Origin of the sequence: Sanguibacter biliveldensis (genome assembly GCF_033798665.1) — a bacterium.
Classification (GTDB): domain Bacteria; phylum Actinomycetota; class Actinomycetes; order Actinomycetales; family Cellulomonadaceae; genus Sanguibacter; species Sanguibacter inulinus.
The window spans coordinates 312,669-331,809 of record NZ_CP138359.1 but is presented as its reverse complement, the minus strand read 5'-3'; the positions used below and the strand labels follow the sequence as shown (position 1 = coordinate 331,809).

18 protein-coding genes are annotated in these 19,141 nt (G+C 61.2%); 6 read left to right on the top strand and 12 right to left on the bottom strand.

Translation table 11 applies throughout. The annotated features are described in order from the left end of the window. Positions 1-64: 64 nt before the first annotated feature. The 3 genes from SANBI_RS01450 to SANBI_RS01440 all read left to right on the top strand — a co-directional run bounded on the left by SANBI_RS01450 (position 65) and on the right by SANBI_RS01440 (position 3,709). A complete protein-coding gene (locus tag SANBI_RS01450) occupies positions 65-271 on the top strand; it encodes a hypothetical protein (RefSeq protein WP_319158260.1) in 207 nt (68 codons plus the stop codon). Between the two features lie 35 nt (positions 272-306). Continuing rightward, positions 307-1,101 (top strand): PfkB family carbohydrate kinase, encoded by a 795-nt coding sequence (locus SANBI_RS01445; RefSeq protein WP_319158258.1) that lies wholly within the window; start codon positions 307-309, stop codon positions 1,099-1,101. 256 nt (positions 1,102-1,357) lie between these two features. Further along, positions 1,358-3,709, top strand: a complete 2,352-nt coding sequence (locus SANBI_RS01440) for a TOPRIM nucleotidyl transferase/hydrolase domain-containing protein (protein WP_319158256.1) — start codon at positions 1,358-1,360, stop codon at positions 3,707-3,709. A 725-nt stretch (positions 3,710-4,434) separates the two neighbouring features. Here SANBI_RS01440 and SANBI_RS01435 read toward each other — a convergent pair. The 6 genes from SANBI_RS01435 to SANBI_RS01410 all read right to left on the bottom strand — a co-directional run bounded on the left by SANBI_RS01435 (position 4,435) and on the right by SANBI_RS01410 (position 11,444). Continuing rightward, positions 4,435-5,760 carry a hypothetical protein gene (locus tag SANBI_RS01435; protein WP_319158254.1) on the bottom strand — a complete coding sequence of 442 codons (1,326 nt, stop codon included), beginning with the start codon at positions 5,758-5,760 and terminating at the stop codon, positions 4,435-4,437. A gap of 208 nt (positions 5,761-5,968) precedes the next feature. Continuing rightward, positions 5,969-7,171 carry an ADP-dependent glucokinase/phosphofructokinase gene (locus tag SANBI_RS01430; RefSeq protein WP_319158252.1) on the bottom strand — a complete coding sequence of 401 codons (1,203 nt, stop codon included), beginning with the start codon at positions 7,169-7,171 and terminating at the stop codon, positions 5,969-5,971. A gap of 139 nt (positions 7,172-7,310) precedes the next feature. Further along, on the bottom strand, positions 7,311-8,168 hold the full coding sequence (locus SANBI_RS01425) for a ketose-bisphosphate aldolase (RefSeq protein ID WP_319158250.1): 858 nt from the start codon (positions 8,166-8,168) through the stop codon (positions 7,311-7,313). Between the two features lie 45 nt (positions 8,169-8,213). After that, positions 8,214-9,119, bottom strand: a complete 906-nt coding sequence (locus SANBI_RS01420; protein WP_319158248.1) for a carbohydrate ABC transporter permease — start codon at positions 9,117-9,119, stop codon at positions 8,214-8,216. Position 9,120: 1 nt separating this feature from the next. Continuing rightward, complete coding sequence (locus SANBI_RS01415; RefSeq protein WP_319158245.1) at positions 9,121-10,077, bottom strand: carbohydrate ABC transporter permease; 957 nt, start codon at positions 10,075-10,077, stop codon at positions 9,121-9,123. Positions 10,078-10,163: 86 nt separating this feature from the next. Further along, the gene (locus SANBI_RS01410; RefSeq protein ID WP_056135394.1) at positions 10,164-11,444 is read right to left on the bottom strand and encodes an ABC transporter substrate-binding protein; all 1,281 of its coding nucleotides are present in this window, start codon (positions 11,442-11,444) and stop codon (positions 10,164-10,166) included. Positions 11,445-11,702: 258 nt separating this feature from the next. On the opposite strand from SANBI_RS01410, the gene SANBI_RS01405 reads away from it, so the two are divergent. Beyond that, positions 11,703-12,533, top strand: coding sequence for a DeoR/GlpR family DNA-binding transcription regulator (locus tag SANBI_RS01405; RefSeq protein ID WP_319158242.1), 831 nt, complete (start codon positions 11,703-11,705; stop codon positions 12,531-12,533). A 192-nt stretch (positions 12,534-12,725) separates the two neighbouring features. Here SANBI_RS01405 and SANBI_RS01400 read toward each other — a convergent pair whose 3' ends face one another. Further along, positions 12,726-13,985 carry a DNA sulfur modification protein DndB gene (locus tag SANBI_RS01400; protein ID WP_319158241.1) on the bottom strand — a complete coding sequence of 420 codons (1,260 nt, stop codon included), beginning with the start codon at positions 13,983-13,985 and terminating at the stop codon, positions 12,726-12,728. Positions 13,986-14,624: 639 nt separating this feature from the next. Here SANBI_RS01400 and SANBI_RS18800 point away from each other — a divergent pair. Then, positions 14,625-14,828: a helix-turn-helix domain-containing protein gene (locus SANBI_RS18800; protein WP_408669729.1), complete on the top strand. Its 204-nt coding sequence runs from the start codon at positions 14,625-14,627 to the stop codon at positions 14,826-14,828. Between the two features lie 321 nt (positions 14,829-15,149). On the opposite strand, the gene SANBI_RS01395 is transcribed toward SANBI_RS18800, so the two are convergent. Then, positions 15,150-16,310, bottom strand: coding sequence for a DNA cytosine methyltransferase (locus tag SANBI_RS01395; RefSeq protein ID WP_319158239.1), 1,161 nt, complete (start codon positions 16,308-16,310; stop codon positions 15,150-15,152). A gap of 150 nt (positions 16,311-16,460) precedes the next feature. On the opposite strand from SANBI_RS01395, the gene SANBI_RS01390 reads away from it, so the two are divergent. Next, the gene (locus SANBI_RS01390) at positions 16,461-17,639 is read left to right on the top strand and encodes a hypothetical protein (protein WP_319158237.1); all 1,179 of its coding nucleotides are present in this window, start codon (positions 16,461-16,463) and stop codon (positions 17,637-17,639) included. A 200-nt stretch (positions 17,640-17,839) separates the two neighbouring features. Here SANBI_RS01390 and SANBI_RS01385 read toward each other — a convergent pair whose 3' ends face one another. The 4 genes from SANBI_RS01385 to SANBI_RS01380 all read right to left on the bottom strand — a co-directional run bounded on the left by SANBI_RS01385 (position 17,840) and on the right by SANBI_RS01380 (position 18,911). Further along, a complete protein-coding gene (locus tag SANBI_RS01385) occupies positions 17,840-18,040 on the bottom strand; it encodes a hypothetical protein (RefSeq protein ID WP_319158235.1) in 201 nt (66 codons plus the stop codon). Between the two features lie 87 nt (positions 18,041-18,127). Further along, positions 18,128-18,403 (bottom strand): hypothetical protein, encoded by a 276-nt coding sequence (locus SANBI_RS18795; RefSeq protein ID WP_408669751.1) that lies wholly within the window; start codon positions 18,401-18,403, stop codon positions 18,128-18,130. Between the two features lie 12 nt (positions 18,404-18,415). Further along, the gene (locus tag SANBI_RS18790; RefSeq protein ID WP_408669750.1) at positions 18,416-18,655 is read right to left on the bottom strand and encodes a TIM-barrel domain-containing protein; all 240 of its coding nucleotides are present in this window, start codon (positions 18,653-18,655) and stop codon (positions 18,416-18,418) included. A gap of 40 nt (positions 18,656-18,695) precedes the next feature. Further along, complete coding sequence (locus SANBI_RS01380; RefSeq protein ID WP_319158233.1) at positions 18,696-18,911, bottom strand: hypothetical protein; 216 nt, start codon at positions 18,909-18,911, stop codon at positions 18,696-18,698. Positions 18,912-19,141 lie beyond the last annotated feature (230 nt).

Here is a 19,141-nt window from a genome sequence, read left to right as displayed (position 1 = left end):
CCGTTGCTGTCCTTGCTCGTGCTCTACCTCGTGTTCTTGCTCGACCCGTCTCATGGAGGACTGCGTGACCCAGACGACCGACGACGCTCACGGCACCGCCGAGAGGTCGCCCACGCCCCGCAATAACGAGCACGTCCTCGTCGTCGGCGAAGCGATCATCGACGTGGTGCACCGTGCCGACGGGACCGTCGACTACCTGCCCGGCGGGAGCCTCGGCAACGTCGCGCTCACCCTCGGTCGCCTCGAGCGCACGACGACGCTCGCGACGTGAACCGGGGCCGACGACGCCGGGGCGACGATCGACCGGTGGATCGGAGAATCGGAGAATCGGGGACCACGCTGATGCCAGGGAACGCCGGGGCTACGTCGACCAGCACCGCGACCGCGCGCCGCGACGCGGAAGGCGCCGCGCCCTACGACTTCGACGTGGAGTGGTGGGTTCCTGAGGGGAGCGCTGTCACGCCAACGACGGTTGCCGTCCACACCGGCTCGATCGCCGCCGTCCGCAAGCCCGGTGCGGCGGCGGTCTACGCACTCGTGACGTCGCGTAGCACGGCGACGACCATCACCTACGACCCGAACGTCTGCCCCGCGCTGATGGGCGACCCGGTCGACGCCCGCCGGTCGATCGAGAAGCTCGTCGCACTCGCCGACGTCGTGAAGGTCAGCGACGAAGACCTCGCGTGGCTGGTTCCGGACGCGGACCCAGTCGAGGTTGCCCGGGACTGGGTCGCGCTCGGACCGGCGATCGTGATCGTCCCGCTCGGCGGTGCCAGGGCGGTCGCGGTAACCGCGGCTAGAGAGATGCGTGTGGCAGCACCCCGGAGGCACGTCGTCGAAACCGTGGGCGCTGGCGACTCGTTCAGGGGAGAGCTCATCGGCGGCCTCTGGGATGTACAACTGCCCGGCGCCATTTGTAGGGATACGTTACGGTCGAGTGCCTCCTCGACCATTCGACACATGCTCGAGCGCTGCGTCGAGGTCGCCGCGATCGCTCTCGCCCGACCTGTGGCGAACCCTCCATGCCGCAGAGACTTGGGACAGACGACTTCGCTGACGCCCACCGATTCCAGTATTCCGGACAAGCCCCGCAGCGGCTGAGGTCGAAGATCCGAGTGCTTGAAGCCGGGTCGGCACATCCCTCGTTCCGAGGGGATAGAGGGTTGCCGGCGCAGTCGACGCGTGGCAGCGATCCCAACCGGATGAAATCTGGCCCTCACCCTCTCAAAGGGACCTACACTCTCAAACATGGCCCCAGCACCAGAACGTCGCTCCCCGCTCTCGCGACCGCTGGGCCCCCGCTAACCACCTGCCTTCACGAAGGTAGTCGGACTACGCCTCATGACCGGAGAAGCTGTTGAAACTGACTCGCATCGACGTTAGGTTCTTCCGTTCGCTGAACTACGACTTCGAGAGGCGCGCTCGAGGCAGTGACGCCGCCGCGCCTTGGGAGGACACTGATCCCTGGCTCCCATTCGTGCGAGTTTCGATCGAACCGGACATCTCAGCGGTCGTCGGAGCCAACGAATCGGGCAAGAGCCAGTTGCTCAAGGCGATACAGGCGGCGCTTACTGGCGATCCCATACGACGCGAAGACTTCTGTCGGTATAGCGAGAAATACTCAGTCGAGAGCGGCCAAATGCTCCTGCCAGAATTCGGGGCCACGTTCCAGGTTGAAAAAACGGACCAGCTGGCCAATGTCCCGTTCCTTGATGGAACCTCCACCTTCTCTCTATATCGACCTGGATCAAACCCTCCATTCCTCGTCATCGACAACCAGAGACTAGATATCTCCGCTTCGCAACTTGGCGCCCTCGAAGCCGTAATCCCTCGGACGTTTGAGCTCAAGACAGGAGTCGCAATCCCAGATAGCGTCTCTATTGCAGAGCTTACCGGGCACTCTAGAAAACAATTGCACGACCGCTCGCAGCGCACAGCCGTTCTCAATGAGGTACTCAACCTCGAAGATCCTACTGCGGCATCGGTCGGAGCACTGATAACCCCCTATCTGACTTCTCCCGTTGGAGACGCATTCGAGCAAGTGGAGAAGAAGCGTCGCGAGGAGTTCGAGCTGGCACGCCTGCTTCTACTGGACGCCGCTCGAATCGACCCCTCCGCCTTCGAGGAACTAAGAGCCGCGATAGCGGCCGGCCGCGAAGGACAGGTCGAGGCAGTAGTAGGCGCCATGAATTCCGCAATTCGCGACAACCTCAATGTACAACGATGGTGGTCCCAAGACCGTGACTTCGAACTTCTTCTCGAGGCAAGAGAGTATGAACTTGCATTCATCATTCGCGACCGCACCGGTGCAACCTACTCATTTGGTGAAAGAAGTCAAGGCCTTCGATACTTCTTAAGCTATTTCGTTCAACTTACCGCGCACCGACTTTCTCAATCCAAACCCGACGTACTCTTGCTCGACGAGCCCGACGCGTTTCTATCGAGCATCGGGCAACAGGACCTGCTGCGCGTGCTTCATGACTACGCACTGCCCGAAGACGGCAGTCATGGCAGCCAGGTCGTTTACGTGACACATTCTCCATTCTTGATCGACAAAAACGCCCCCGAGAGAATTCGAGTTCTCGACAAGGGAGTCGAAGACGAAGGAACTCGCGTGGTCCGCGATGCCGCGAATAATCGGTACGAACCGCTTCGATCTTCCCTAGGTGGCTACGTAGCCGAAACCGCCTTCATCGGCGGACAGAATCTTTTTGTAGAGGGTTTCGCGGATCAGATATTGATTGCCGGACTTTCAGCTCACCTCGCACGACTGGCAGGAAACAACTCTCCTACTCTAGACCTCAACGAAGTGACGATTGTTGCATGCGGCGGCGCGGACTCAATACCCTACATGGTCTATCTCGCTCGCGGACGAGATGCCATAAAGCCGCCGTGCGTCGCTTTGCTCGACGGAGATGCGGCCGGCAAAGCAGCAGAGACGGTCTTGCTCCGAGGCGAGGCACGTAAAAAGAAGGTCTTAAGCAGCGACTACATTATTAGGTTGGATCAGTGGGCACTAACCTCCGACCTCCATTTTGATGATGGCGTGGTCGTCACCGAGATCGAAGACCTGCTTCCTGCCGCGATTGTGCATCGCGCAGCCCTGTCGCATCTCTCACGGTTCATGCCGATAGAACAGATCGATGCCTCCAAGTTCTCGTTGGCAAAGTTCAAATCCGCACTTAAAAGCGGAACTGGCTTATGGGACCACCTAGACGATGCCTACAGGAAGGCATTCCCGGGTGAACACATCGAGAAAGTCGGCCTTGCCCGCGAGATCCTGCTCTTGCTAGACACCTCACCGGAAGCGCCCGGTGCCGACGAGCTGCGGGAACGATTCGGGGCTCTGTTGTCACACTTGGCCGAGCGTCTAAACTCGGCCGCTCAGGTCGAAGATCAGAACCGTAGCGACGATAAAGTTAAACGTGTCGTTAAAAGTTTCTCTCAAACCTACAGGCGCGGCATCACTAAGAGAGAGGCGCGGAAGACGCTGAGGCAAATCCACGACGCATTCTCTAGCAGCCCTTGGGTCGAAGAAGCCGCCCAGAGCATCGATCAAATTCGGACGAAGTTTGAGATTGACGACAACTTGTCACCGGTCGTCTCAGACTTCGAGGAATTTCGCGAGGCGATCCGGGCCTTGGGGTTGCGTGAGAGGCAAGAGTATCAGGATGATGCCACAAAAGATCCGGCTGCCACTCTTCTTTAATGACCTCGCTGGGAATGTACCCAATGTCGTCCGCTAGACTCAGCCGCCAGTCGAGCAGACGTCGCGATTGCTCCGTCGCTCGACCGATCTCGATAGTGAGCTGTTGGATCTTATTGCCACATCTTTTTAACGCTGTCCGCAGCTCCACCGGTTGTGCACCCCAAACGAGAGGCCAGGGCTCCGTTCAAACCACCAAAGTTCGCGTCAGTTACGCCGCGGATAGTTCCCGGTTTGTAGCCCCGGCGGGGTCGATACCGCGGCGCCGAGACTCCCACCGGGCGCAATCAGCGAGCGACGGTCATCGGCGCGATCTGGTGGCCCTCGCCGGTCACCTCGAGGTGGATCTGGCGGGCGGTACCTTGTAGTGCGGCGCAGGCCCTCGATCCGTTCCACGAGCACCTGAGCAGTCGGGGTCGGCTGGGATCGAGGGGCGCTGGACACATCGACCAGGGCCCCTGACCGTGCTCGTCGTAGCGGCGCAGCCAATTCGTCAATGTCTGGGGAGCCACGCCCCCCTCTCGGCGGCCTCGCGAGTGCGGGCGGTGCTGGCATCGCTGGACAAGGAGCAGTCTTCCGGCTGGATTCAACGGGACTCCAGTGCGTGTCACTAGAGATAGGTCTTTCTCGCGGGCGGATGTAGAGGTACTACCATCCTTCGCTCGTGACCTACCCCTGCCTCATGTCCGCAGTTCCCGGCTTATCACTGACGTCATGGCTGACAACAGCTAGAATTCCCTAGATCCCAGAAGGACCAATCTCCCGACGGCCGTTGCCGAAATGAGCCGCCGGCGCCCATCCTCCTCATCGGTTTCATACGTCACCAAACCAACATTACGAAGCGCCTTGACTCGCACAATTAGTTGGGGCATGTCGCTGTATCCAAATTCACTCGATGAGCTTGGGCTGCAGACTCCAGACAGTTTCGTGACCAAGGTCTTAAGCACCTTCCAGTCAGCCTTTGTTGGATTTTTTCTGAGCTTCGATAGTTCATCATCACCACGACGCGTCAGGTACCCCTGGAACATCAACTCGCGATCGTCAACTGATGACCCCAGAAACTTCTCAACATCCATCGAACTGGCGTACGAATCTGCCAGCCCGAATGCAAAGCGAAGATTGTGTCCCGTTGCCTCGTAGAGCCGTCCAAATGCTGAGGTGGAAACGGGAAGCTCCGCATCGGCGCGCGTCTTTAAGCTCTCAGCCCTGGCTTCAATGACTCGCGGAATATCATTGGAATTCAATGGAGGTACGTCGATCGCGGGATGGAAAGTCCCGAAAATCTTTCGAGAGCTAAAAGACTCTGTCACCATACCTTCTGCGCCGCAGACGATCCATACAACCCCCGGTCTCCGAAAGACCCCGTCCCTGAGCGACTCGAAGAGTCGCTCAGCGTTCTTGAAATGACGGAGGTTCTCCAGATTGTCGAGGACGCAGATCACTCCGGCTGGACGATTGCCGCGAGAGATTTCCGCCAACCAGGAGTCGATCATTGTGTAAATCCCGGAGTCATTGAAGCCTGGCGCGGAATTGACACCAGAACTTCTCCCCAAGTTCAAATTGAACCCGCCGATGGCGGCCAGGCTTGCACCGATCCCCGCGGACCACCCCGATCCAGACGGCCCGTTCAACCACCTAGCGAATGAATCCATCTGCTTTAGTTCAAAATTGTTTGATTTCAGCATTGCCTCGTTCGAGATAAATGCGGCGGCAATACGATAGTACACACGCTTCTTGAAGGAGTCCGGAGACTCGTCCTCCTGAAGCTCCAGCGCTTCCATCCCGATGGCGGGAATGAATAGGTTATCACCCTCTAAATGCCATCGCGAAGCTTCGTATGCGGCAACCGTTGCCAAACTAGATTTGCCAACGCCGTAATCGCCTTCAATTGCAATCAAGTTGACGCCATTCACCAACTTTCGATGGATTTGTTCCATCTCAACCGCCCGGCCGATCAGCAACTTCTCGCCACGTTCTCCAGATGGAATCTGAGCCGTAGAGTATGGGGTAGAAGAATAACCTAGCTTGGTCCAACTACTAATTGGCGCTGGCATAGAGCTCCGTCCGATCGACTGATGGTCGTACCATATCCGAACTGCGGGCTGTCATCGTGATCGCTTCGGGCGAGGTCGTGAGACGCTGGCCCACCCGAGGCATACGCTACTCCCTCCGATTAGCCGGTTGACACCAGGTCCGAAAGAAAGTCATCCTGCCTTGAGCTCGACGCGCACTTCGACCGCGAACGCGCTCGACCATAGGGGGCTAGGTGGCCGAAATCCACCGACGCCCATGCCGAAACCTGTCGTGCGCCTCGATAAAGCCACCGACGAAGCTGTCCCCCAGGCCGATCGTCGTCGGTGTTCGGGCGTCAAGGACGAACGCAGGGATAGCGACGGTCGACTCGCTGTCGCGAGATTCAAGCGTCTGACTTAGAGCCGCCCCCTCCCGATGGACCAAGAGCCGCCCAACCGCCTCGTAGTCCCCGGCCGTGAACCCGTCCCCGTAGCAGTACCGGGTGCTGGCCATCGTTATCCCGCCCTGAAGAGCTTCCCGCAACTCTGCCGCACGCTGCCCCCGGGCGAGCGACCAGTACTTGGTGTGGACCACGAGCGTCGCCGCGGGGATCGCGGTGTGCAGGTCTTCGAGCGCGCGCTCCACATCGTCAACATCCAGCAGATCCACCCCACGCCCGAGGTACGCCTGCATCTCGTCCTCGTTCATCGAGTACACGTCGATGCGGTCGAGGATCCGGTCCCGCACCCGCGTCGCGAACTCCGGGATGTGATAACCAGCGTCTTCGTAGAACACCAGCGACCCCGCCGGCATTCGGTCGATATCGTCAGCGATCCGCGCCAGCCGCTCTTCGAGCAGCACCTCGTCCTGGATGACGTTGAACCCGGCCACCATGAACACGTCAGCCGTGCTCAGCACGTCCCCGAGCTCCTCCGCGATCACCAGGTCGCGGTTCGGTGGGTCGTTCGCATAGATGATGCGATTCGGGTGCGGCGCCGTGAAGTCGATGTCCCCGGCAGCCACCCGCACCCCAGCCCCGAACTGCACGATGAGGTGCGGGTCCGTCGAGTCCTGCTCCGCAGAGCAGATGTACGCGCACCCCTCCGGCAGCAGCCGGCGCACGTGGTCGTCGATGCTCACCAGGTGCAGCGTGCACGTCACCCCGAGGGTCCGCATCGCGATGGCCGCACGCACGCACGTCCCACCGAGCGTGATCTCCCGCTCGAACCGCGCGGAGAACGTCTCGATGATCTCGGACGACGCGACGAACCGCTCCCCGCCGACCCCGTCCCGCACGAAGGCCAGCAGCGTCACCACCAGCGCCCGCTCGCTCGTCACGGGCACGGAGGTCGTGAGCTCGTCGGCGCGGATGTCGTACTCGCGGATCAGCCCCTCGAGCACACCCGAGTCCCACACGATCTCGTAGTCGACGGTCCCGCCGAGGCCGAGCACCAGCCGCTTGTTGTCCATGGTCGTCCTGTCCTCCGTGCGCCCGCGCTCCGTCGCGCGTCGCCTCATCCTGTGCGAGTACGCCGCTGACCGCCCTCCTTGTGCAGGTGGGCGGCCAGGGCCATCTAGGGGGTCGTGCCGGTCAGTACAGCGAGGCCTTGCCGGCCGCGTTGAACAGGTCGATCTTCTGCGCGGCGACGACCTTCATCGCTGCGACCGACGGCGGCTGGATGCTGTTGGGCTCGCGCTCTCCGGCGTCCAGCAGGACCTCACGCATCTTGCGGTGGTAGGCCGCCTTGATGTCGCTCGAGATGTTGATCTTGTTGACGCCGAGCTTCACGGCCTGGCCGATCTCGTCGTCCGGGTTGTTCGAGCCGCCGTGCAGCACGAGCGGGATCGGCAGCAGGTCCTTGATCTTCTCGAGGAGGTCGAGGCGCAGCTCGGGCTTGAGCGTCGACGGGTAGAGCCCGTGGCTGGTGCCGATCGCGATGGCGAGGGAGTCTACGCCGGTCTCCTTGACGAACTGCACGGCCTCGTCGGGGACCGTGTAGATGATCTCGCCGCCGGCCTCGGCCTGCTCGTCGAGCTTGCCGATGGTGCCGAGCTCGCCCTCGACCGAGAGGCCCACGGCGTGCGCGGTCTCGACGATGCGCTTGGTCAGCGCGACGTTCTCGTCGAAGGGCAGCATCGACCCGTCGATCATCACGGAGGTGAAGCCGGCCTGGATGGCGGTGAGCACCTGCTCGTAGCTGGCGCCGTGGTCGAGGTGGATCGTCACCGGCACGGTCGAGCGGTGCGCGCGGGCGATGATCGAGTGGAGCATGTCCGTCCCGATGTGGCTCAGCTCGTCGGGGTGGATCGCGATGATGACGGGCGAGTTCTTCTCCTCGCTGATCTCGAAGATGCCGTTCATCATCGCGTAGTCGCTGACGTTGAACGCGGGGACCGCGAAGTCGTTGTCGTTGGCGACAGCGAGCAGGTCCTTGCCGTTGAGCAGCATGTGAGAATTCTCCTTCTGAGGGTGTGGAGCGGTGGATTGAGGGGGTCAGCTCTTGACCGACCCGGCGGTGAGCCCGCCGATGAAGTACCGCTGGAAGAAGAGGAAGAGGATGAGCACGGGGATGCACCCCAAGATGCTCATCGCCATCATCTCGTTCCACTCGTACGAGTGCTGGCCCATGAGGAGCTGGATCCCGATGGGCACGGTGCGCATGTCGTCCGTGCGGGTGAGGGTGAGCGCGAAGAGGTACTCGTTCCACGCGATCATGAAGGTGTAGATGCCGACCGAGACGATCCCGGGGATCGCGATCGGCACGAGGATCCGCCAGAGGGCTGTGAGCGCCCCGGCGCCGTCGACCTTGACTGCTTCGTCGAGCTCTTTGGGCAGGGTGTTGAAGTACCCGGTGAGCATGATGATCGCGTAGGGCAGCGTGAACACCATGTAGGTGAGGATCAGGCCCTGGTAGGTGTTGTAGAGCTTGAGCGTGACCATCAGCCCGAAGAACGGGATGAGGAGCGTGATCGGCGGGACGGCCTGGACCGTCACGATGATCACGCTGAGCGCCCGCTTGCCGCGGAACTCATAGCGGCTGAACCCGTACGCCGCGAAGATCGCGACGATCAGCGTCAGTGCCGTCACGGACAGCGACACGACGTAGCTGTTGACGAAGAACCGCACCTTGACGGGGTCGCCGAGGATGGTCGTGTACGCGTCGAAGGAGAAGTTCTCCGTGATGATGCGCGGCGGGAACTGGAAGATCTCGGAGTTCGCCTTGAAGGAGCTCGAGAGCATCCAGAAGACGGGGAACCCTGCGAAGAGCGAACCGATCACGAGGGCGATCGACACGCCGATCTTGTGGAGCCGCTGCTCCTTGGCGCGCTTCTCGCCGGCCGGCCTGGTCTTGATGGTCTGCGGCGCCGAGGTGGGCGCCGGGGTCACTGTGGTGGTCATGTCAGTCCCGCGCATTCTGGTGACGGGCGTAGAAGAACGCCAGGACCAGGGTGGCGAGCAGCACGATCACTGCGGCCGCCGAGGCCATCGAGAACTCGTACCGGGAGAACGCCAGCTTGTAGGTGAAGGTGCTGACCATCTCGGTGACGTTGAGGGGGCCACCCCCCGTGGTCATCCAGATGAGCGCGAACTGCTGCGACGTCCAGATGAAGTCGAGCATCGCCATCGAGATGATGATGGGCTTGAGCTGCGGGAGCGTGACGTTGAAGAACTGCTGCCGGGCGCTGGCCCCGTCGACGGTTGCCGCCTCGTAGAGGTCTTTGGGGATCCCCTGGAGCCCTGCGAGCAGGCTGATCATGTAGAAGGGGTAGCCGGCCCAGATGTTGATGAAGGTCACGGCGAACAGCGCTGTCGACGGCGAGGACAGCCACTCGACGTTCTGGTCGATGATCCCTGCGACGTTCAGCAGGTAGTTGACCACGCCGTTGGGGTTGAGCATGAGGCGCCACAGCACCGCGATGATCGCGACGGTGAACAGCCACGGCAGCACGTAGATGACGCGGAACAGGGCCTTGACCTTGTTGCCGAGCAGCTTGGTGTTGAGCAGCATCGCGAAGCCGAGCCCGAGCAGCAGGTGGGCGACGACGCTCGAGCCCGTGAACACCAGGGTGTTGCGGACCGCGACGAGGAACGTCGGGTCGGTGAGGATGTCGACGTAGTTGCCGATCCCGACGAACACCGGGTTCTTGTTGGTGATGACGTTGTCCATCAGCGAATAGCTGATGACCATGATGATCGGCACCAGCAGGAGCACGATCATCAGGATGCCGGTGGGCGACAAGAACGCGTAGGGGACGAGGGCCCTCTTGAGGGACTTCCTCCGTCGCGGTGTCGGCGCGACCTCCGTCGACCGGTCGAGACCGGTCTTCGCGTCACGGTCTGCGAGTGCAGGCCTCATGGCGCTTCCTCCTCAGGTTTGCGGTCGCGCCGCCGGGTTCAGGGGGGATCCCCCGACGGCGCGACCTGCTAGATACCAGGAACGGTCTAGAACTCAGCCGTCCAGGCGTCTTGCGACGCCTGCAGCATGTCGTCGACCGACTGGTCACCGGTGAGTGTCTTCTGCAGCTGCTCGTCGAAGAGGCGCATGAGCTGCTCTGCGACGGGGAGCCCGACGAACTCGTTCGCGGGGTACCCGGACTTGTAGATCTCGAAGGCGGCCGCGAAGGTCTCGTCGTCTTCCACGAAGTCGGGTACGGAGGTGGTGTTGCCGGGGAAGGCGTTGGCCATGGACGAGAGGTCCGAGTTGGTCTTCTCGCTCATGAGGAAGTCCACGAGCTTCCAGGCCTCTTCTTTGTGCTCGGAGTTCTCCGAGACGCCGATGCCCCACGACGCGTACGGGATGCCCCGCTCGCCTGTGAAGTCGTCCTCAGCGGGGACTGCTGAGACGGAGAAGTTGAGGTCCGGGTTCGACTCGCGGATGAGGTTGATGTGCGCGAGGGAGTCGATCATCATGCCGACGCGGCCGTTGGTGAACTCTTCGACCTTGTCCTGCTCCTTCATGGTGAGGGAGCCCGGTGCGACGACGCCGGCGTCCCAGAGGGACTTGACGTAGTCGACCGCGGAGGTGACGTCGGGGTTGGTGAGGTCCGGCTTGCCGTCGGCGAGCATCGTGCCGCCCGAGGCCCAGGCCCACGACATGACGTCGTTCTGGATGCCGTTCGGCGCCTCGAGGGACAGCGGGACGATCCAGCCGTAGGTGTTGTCACCGAGGGCGGTGACGGCCTCGGCCGCCTCCGTGAACTCGGTGCGGGTCGACGGCGGTGCGTCGACGCCGGCCTGGGCGAGGAGGTCGTCGTTGGTGAACATCGGGTAGACGAAGTTCACGACCGGGATCATGTACGTCGAGCCCTCGATCTGCACCTGGCTCGCGAGCTGGCTGTCGTCGTACTTGGCGTCCGTCATGAGCTGGGACATGTCGGCGAGCGCGCCCTGCTTGGCGAAGTCGCTCACCCACGCACCGTCGAGACCGACGACGTCGGACATGGTGCCTGTCGCGGCTCCGGCGACGACCTGCTCCTTGGTGGAGGCGTAGGGGCCGCTGAGGAGCTCGACCTTGATGCCGGGGTTCTCGGACTCGAAGGTGTCCATGAGGGCCCGGAGCTCACCCTCGGGGAGCTCGGGCTCCCACCACTGCGCGAACTCGATGGTGACGCTGCCGTCCGCCGAGGCGTCGTCTCCGCCTCCCGAACAGCCCGCCGCGAGCAGTACTGCCATCGTCGCGGCGACAGCGCCGACGACCTTTGTCGAACGAGCGTCGTTGCTCATCTCTCTCCCATCAGACACGTGCTGGATTGCGCCGACTTCTGCGTCTTAGTGCACGATTAGCAGCACTGTAGGCGCGTCTCTGACCAGCCGTCAAGCACTGGATGCCTGGGAAGTTGCTGAGATCGTGACGCAGGTCACCCGGTTTGGGCCGACTTGAGAGGCTCTGAACCGCAGATTCGTGCATGTGAGTGCGGTTTTCTTCGGCTCTTCGCGGCCGGGGACTCCCCAGAAGACGCATGGACGTGCTAGAAACGGGGGATGGTAGCCATCACAACGACGGGCAGCGATCGTGCCGGCACACCCCGCCGCTTCCCCGCTGGCCGCAAGGCAGAGCTCGCGGCATACGTCTCCGAGGCAGGTCAGGTGACCGTCGCGGAGATCGCCGAACGCTTCGACGTCTCCACGGACACGATCCGCCGAGACCTCGACCGCCTCGCCGAGGACGGTCTGCTCGTGCGCACCCACGGGGGCGCGATGAGCAAGACGGCACTCCCCCAGATCAATACAGGCTTCGACACCCGGCTCGGGTACCAGTCGGAGGCCAAGGAGAAGATCGGGGCGCTCGCCGCGACGCTGGTCGACGACAACTCTGTCGTCATGATCAACGCGGGGACCACGACCGTGGCGCTGGCGCGCGAGCTCAAGGACCACCGCGGGCTGACGATCGCGACCAACAGCCTGCGGCTGCCACCCGAGCTGTCGACAGACTGCTTCCGCGGGCTGTACGTGTTCGGCGGGGCCGTGCACATCGCCGACCAGAAGACGATCGGGCCGGTGAGCTTCCACTCGTCGACCGGCAACCACGACCTCGACGTACAGTGCGACCTCGCTCTGCTGGGGGTGGGAGCGGTCTCAGCAGAGACGGGGTACTCCACGAGCAACCTTGAGGAGGCGACCATGATGAGCGAGATGATGGCGCGGGCTTCGCGGGTGGCGATCTTGGCGGACTCGTCGAAGTTCGGGCGCAGGTTGTTCGCGCAGATCGCGAGTTTGGGGCGGGCGGACTACTTCGTTACTGATGAGGAGCCGCCGGAGGAGCTGGCGGGGGCGTTGCGGGAGAGTGGGGTCGAAATATTAGTGCCCAACTGACCTCGCCGGACGATACAAAACACCGCCTTACGACGCGAAGGACGACAAGTTCTAGGTTACCTTCCAACCCGAATCGAAGCCCCGCGACCAAAGGCCCTCTGAGGCCACCTATAGACTCAGTGCTGCGCGGGGCTCCGACCTACGACGGGCGAACTCGAACGTCAAGACCTTACGCTCGATAACAAGCAATGGCTAGAAGGGAGAATTCCCCCCCTGCCAATTGGCAATATCTGAGCTTAGCGACTTGAGGTGCTGCGACCGAGATGACGGCGCCTTCGAAGTCTCGTCGTCGAAGTACCCAGTATCAAACCAACCGGGCTCAATCGGGAATCCCATGTGGCCGTTTAGGTCCGCAAATAGCTGACGCGCACGCTTGTCTCCGACCTCCGTCACAAATGGGTGAGAGTCGTCGCTGATGTCGACCGCGATAGAGTGGTAGGCACCAGAGAGCACGCGAAGGATCGTAACCGACCCGAGGAGACTACTGCTCCGAATTTCGACCGGACCCACTTCGTCCTCGGAGAGACCTTTCAGCTCGTCGAAACTTGAGACCAAGGCCGCGAAGAAGAGCTCCACCATTTCTGCGATGGCACTATCTTTCATCCGACTTTCACGGCCCACGGTCATCCGACCGTCAATCCCGACTGCCACGTGGCGAACTATGTCAACCAAATTGCTTGCCGAGATAAAATTCTCATTCTTCCCTGTAACACGATCTTTTTCGAAGTCAACACGGCCATCAAGGATATCGATCGACTCCGCCACGTCCATTGCGACACGGTTCAGCTTGCTTCGACGATCAAAAGAAGTTGTTATGGACTTCGTGATTCCACGCGCGTTGACCGCAATATCAGTAAAGAGCTGCTTGTGATCCTCTTCCGTAACGCCCTCCATGATCTCAAGCGAAGCGTATTCCTGCTCAAACCGCTTCTGCTCGATCGCCAAGCCGTCTACCTTTGACTGCCACGTGGCGATTCCGATTTCATCTCCAGCCTCTCGACTCCCGAGCAGGCTAGTTCGGGCTCGCTTGGTCTCGTCCGCGATATCCTGTAGCGCGATAGCCCAACCAAGCGTGCGGTGCTGACCATCGAGGATCTCAACCTCCGCGGCCATGTTGTGGGGGAGCCTCAGCACACCCACCTCAACGCCCCCCACCTCATAAAGAACTTCGAAGTTGTCGGCAGAACTCAATGGGTAAGTTGTGTCGAGGAGAAGCGGTGGCGCAACACGCTTATCCTTCTTTCGCCAATATTCTCCGAACTTTTCTGCACGTCGCCTTTCAACCCTGCGGTTCCCTGGCAACTTGTTGTCCGGATCAGGAACAGGAAGATGCGATGGGACCAGATTCAGGGGTAGGGCGATGGTATAGACCCACTTGCCCCCCCGCCTGAAGCGTTGAGCCAGGATCTTCTTCTCGTTCGAGTATCCGCTGAGTTCAAGCTGTGTCGCCATGAGGACTCCAAGGAAGGACCAAGCCGATTAAGCGTCTTAACCGACATGTAGCAGCCTAGATGAGTCGTCCCGCGAACGCAATAGACGAGCTGGCACCAGATTAAGCCGCTTAATGCGCGAATAAGTCCTGTTTGCCGTAATATGAAACGGTGCTTTGAGGTTTTTATGAGAAACGTTCTGTTTGCGCGACGGAAGCTCGACCGATCGCACCGCACGCACAGCGATCCGGCCCGACCTCGACGCGCGGAACGCGTACCTGGTCTCCGCGTGGACAGACGACGCAGTACAGCCATTCGAGACCATCGGCATGAGGATGGGCCAGGATTCGCAGCAGGAGCCCATTGCTCTTCACTAACTCGAGGACTCTATTGCAGCCAAGTCCGACGGCATGCTATGAGTGCACACTTGCCAGCGCTCCGGTCGCGAGCCTCTGCCCTGGGTCTCTCCTAGCTGACCCGTGCGTGGAGTACGAGGGCGCCTAGACGGTGAAGGGGGTAGGTCACCGACCCGGCCCTGGATGCCACTCGGCCATGACGTCGGTGACGCTCAGGACTTGAAGAGGGAAGCCCCAGGGGAGTGGTAGTGGTATCTGTCATCTCTCCTAAACCGGAGGCCTTCGTGTCTGACTGCAATGCCCGCATGACCATTCACGACAGGCCGCTGCTCGTCCAGCGGGTTCTCGATCGCGGGAGGCCTCTGGCTCACGTGGATAGGGAGTTCAGGATCTCCCGCCAGTGCGCCAACCGGTGGGTACACCGTGTCGACGCCCAGGGCTCGGGCGATCTGGCCGATCGCTCGAGCCCGCCTCGGTCGATGCCCGCCAAAACCAGGCCCATGCGTTAACGGCCCTGCTCGCCGCCCGAGCCCAGCGCCGCTTCGTCTCGGCACGACAGGTGGCCCTCGCGGGCGTGCCATCGCGCACGATCTCCCGATTTTTGGTCCGCTACCACGTCCCATCGTCGGCATGTGTCGACGAGGCCACCGGTGCCCCAATCCGCGCTTCTAGGTCAAGCACGACCCGCCACGGGCACGAGCGCCCAAGCGACCTGGTCCACATCGCCACCAATAAAACCGGGTGCATCCCCGACTAAACGGTCGGCGCGCCATGCCCAGCCCCAGTCGTAACGGACAGACTCGTAGATCATTCCTTGCGGATCATGATTCTCAGCTGAAGAGTGTCGCCGCTGACGTCTCCCCGTCTGAGATGTGCCCCAGTTGCAACATGAGCGCACGTACAACCGCTTTTCCGAGGCCAAGCGGCACCGCGTTGCCGAGCTGGCGTTGCACCTCTGCTCGAACTCCGTCGATCTTGAAGTCATCCGGGAAAGACATAAGACGTAGCATCTCGTTCACCCGGAGCCTGCGGGCACGTTCCTCGCCCATCGAGTTTCGAACATTCTCCCAATGGAAGGGGCCGACCCATGGCCCGGGCTGCGCCTGCAACGTTGTTGAGGGTCGACTGGGGTCCAAACGCAGCAAGAAAGTCCAGTACCGACTGCGCCATTCAAAGCGGTTTCTTCCACCATAACGATCGGTGTGCCACAAATAGTTCTGGCCGGGAGGAATTTCCGAGGCTAGCTCCCCGTACTGTCCGTCGACAATTTCATCTAGAGACACGGACTCAGGCACGGGAAGATCGGTGAACGCCTTCGCTGCCGTGACGTGAGGAATCTTATCTAGGTCAATCTTTCGATCCCGCTCGCTCCAGCCAGAATGAGTGGGCTCGGGAAATTCAAACTTCTTCCCGTCGCGCCGCCCAACAACAAAGACGCGGCGGCGCAGTTGCGGAACTCCGTAATCTGCCGCAAGAAGAACTTTCCACTGCGGATTATAGCCAAGCTCTCCGAGGCTTTTCAACAAGCGCTCGAATTGCTCCTTGTGCGTCTTGTACGTTAGGCCCTGAACATTCTCGAGAATAAACGATTCGGGGCGCGACTCTCGAACTACTCGCACGTACTCGTCCAACAAGGAAGCGTTGGGGTCTCGACTCTCGCGCTTCTGCTCGAGCCAGAATCCGGACTTCGAGAACGGAGTACAAGGAGGTCCTCCGACTACCAGGACCGGATCAGCGGGACGCAAGCCGGCCGTCTCGAGAATCTGCTCCGTGGAGACCTTGCGGATATCTCCGGAGAGAGTCGCCACTTCGGCGAAGTTCGCTCTTAACGTCTGTAGCGCAGGCTCGTTGTAGTCTGTTGCGACCGAGACCTTGAGTAGCCCCGTTCCCGCATCACTAGGCTCGAAAGGTTGAGCGTCCGCCCGTTCTACAGCGAGGTCGAGTCCGCCCGCGCCAGAGAACAGGCTGACCACTGGAAGCTGCTGACCCATTTGCCACCTTAATCTTCAATTTCACCCGGGCGCCGCGTGGGCCACAGGCTGACTGCTGGTTAGTATCGTCGGAGTCAGTCTGCCAACGCCCACCGACATGCCCTACGTGCCGCCCGCCACCTGTGGACACGGAGGATGGACAGGAGTCCTGTGGAGGAGACATCGCTCGCCGGTCGCAACATCGGGGAGGTGTATCGGGTACAGGGACGCGGCGATCTGCATCAGTTCCTTGCCGAGGCCGTGCGGCAGTCGGGAGGCAAGCTCTTGTACGCGAGCGGTCCGAACCGGGCCCCAGTGTACCTCGGAGTTCAGCTGGGATCGGACGAGCGCGTCGGGATGCTCGTGTACCCCTTCAGGATCACTCGAACGGTGACGAAAAACCGTCCGAAGGATGAGGTCCGTGGCCAACTACGCTATGGCTCCGAGGCGTCCTGGGATCAAGAACACCCCGTTGGACGTGATCTCGCAGGTGTCGATGTGAGCATGATCCTTGGCATCGATCTCGAGGCTGGCGTCTTTCTCGGACTCGATGCGAATCTTTGGGATCCTTTGCCCATGGGAATCTCCTTCTACGCTAAGAATGCTGAGATTGAGCAAGCAAGATCCACAGGATGGCATGTCTGGGAGCGCATCAATAAGACCGGAACAAAACGCTCTTCACCGCGCTCTCCGTCAAACCTGGAGACGGTGGTTGCTTTCACCCCCGATAGACTAATGGACTACGCCCGCCTTGAGCGTCGCTCGACATCGCTCCGCTTGGACCCAGCATTGCGATTTGCAGCCGCCAGAGCGTTCCCTGAAGATGACGGCACCGGGGCACCGCCCAGCACCCATGTCCTCGAAAGTCAGTTCGCTCTTTCCAGCGAAGAGATTCTCGATATCATCAGCGGGCGAAACCGTCTTTCTGTAGCGGTCCGAGGCGGTGTGGCCGAGCACCACCTCGAGAAACAGCTCCGGGAGCTTTCTGATGTGGCTTCGGTGGAACGGCTCGACGTCGATGCGATGCACGATTTCAATGTGCAGCTTTCGGATGGCCGCCATCTCCGAATTGAATGCAAGAATGCTAGCCCAACCACGAATGCAAATGGCGATTTCAAAGTCGAAGTTCAGAAAACCCGTTCCTCGAAAAATGACCCGGCGTCCCGCTTCTACCCGATCGACCGTTTTGACGTAGTTGCAGCTTGCCTCTATTCTTCGACTGGGCACTGGGAATTTCGATACGGCCGCACCTCCGAGATGCGCAGCCACAAAGACTTCCCTGACCGACTTGCTGCCATCCAGGTCATCGATGAAAGCTGGTCATCGTCGATCATCGACCTACCCGTTTAGTTTCCCGCTGGCAGTGGAGTCCCCAATTTCGGAAATACCAGAACGTGAACTTAGACGTCTACGTTAACCCAAAATTCGACTTGTGGTGATCGGCACGATCAAAGCTGGTACCGATGCCGATCACCCGCAAGGTTAGCAAGTTTTTCCGAATCGGATCTCGGTACCCCCTCTCCACCCCCTTTCGAGAGACTAGGGTGAAATCATCTAACGGAAGCCAACGTCGCCGAGCCGCTCTCCGCTGACTCGATGTTCTCCGCGACAGCCACTTCTTCCTTGATGTCAGCCTCAGCAACGTCACTAGGTTTGTCGTCGTCCGGCTTGGCGCCTAGGTCACCGCTGATGCCGGCGGGCACGACCGGTACGAGGTAGTCGCCCTGTCCACGGAATGCGTTGGTCGGCATGGGGTCCTCCTCAGCGTCGTTGCGAGGTCTTAGAGGCTCCCTCTCTGACCTGGGCCGCTATCGGACGTCGAGACCAGGCAAGGTCGGTCAGCCCTGCAGCTTGCCGACCGGCTCCGCGAGCTCCTCGTCCCGCGCGAACACCGGGATGACATCGAGCGGTGCGTCGACTTCGACCCACGCCCCACCGTCAGACCGCTCCCCCCCTAGCCAGCGAAGACCAAGCGCCCCGGCCGGTAGGACCCTCTGCGACCTCGCCCCAGCCTCCAGCACGGGAGCCACCAGCAACGAAGTCCCATACAAGAGGAACAGCCCCCGCGTGACCGGCTGCCCCTCAACGTGCGCAGCCGCCGTTAAACCACACATGTACTCCCGCACCTACTCGCACGGGGGTACGCACCGCGACAAGATCCCGTAGACCTCGTCCGCGTAGCTCCACAGCTTGTAGTCAGCCCTGGAGTTGCGCCGCCGCGACCCGTCAGCCGCACGCACCTCTTGCGACAGCCCCCGGTCTCCGTGCAGCCGCGTCACCGGCATGAGAGCCCCCATCTGGAACCACCGCACCAGTAACTCGTCGGACGCCGGGTCGTGGGCCCGCCCTCCCCCAGACCTGTCGATGTCCCTCTTGGATCGGTTCTAGCAGCCATCACAAAGGCGGCTACTCGCGCTCCGTCTCAGGCTGCAGATTCTTGAACGCCGCATCGCTCTCCGCCGACTCGATGTTCTCTGCGACAGCAGCCTCTTCGTTGACCTCTTCCTCGGAAGCATCCCGCGGCTCGTCGGCGTGCGGGTTGACGTCCTGGTCTTCCTTAAGGTTCACAGGGACCAGGGGTACGGGGTAGCCGCCCTGTCCACCGAATGCGTTGGTCGTCATGGTGTCCTCCTCAGCGTCGTTGCGGATCGGTCTTCTCCCATCCTCGCTGACGGTCGGAGTCCTCACATCTCGAGGACGACTCAGTCCTGTGGACGCGGAGCGTCAGGTCGAGCAGAGGGCAATGCTGCAACACCGATCCATCCGCGTCCGCGCCCAGCCCACCCACCTCAGTGGCACACCGTCGTGCCTATCCCGCACCATCCCCAGTGCTCATCCTCCGCTCCACCACC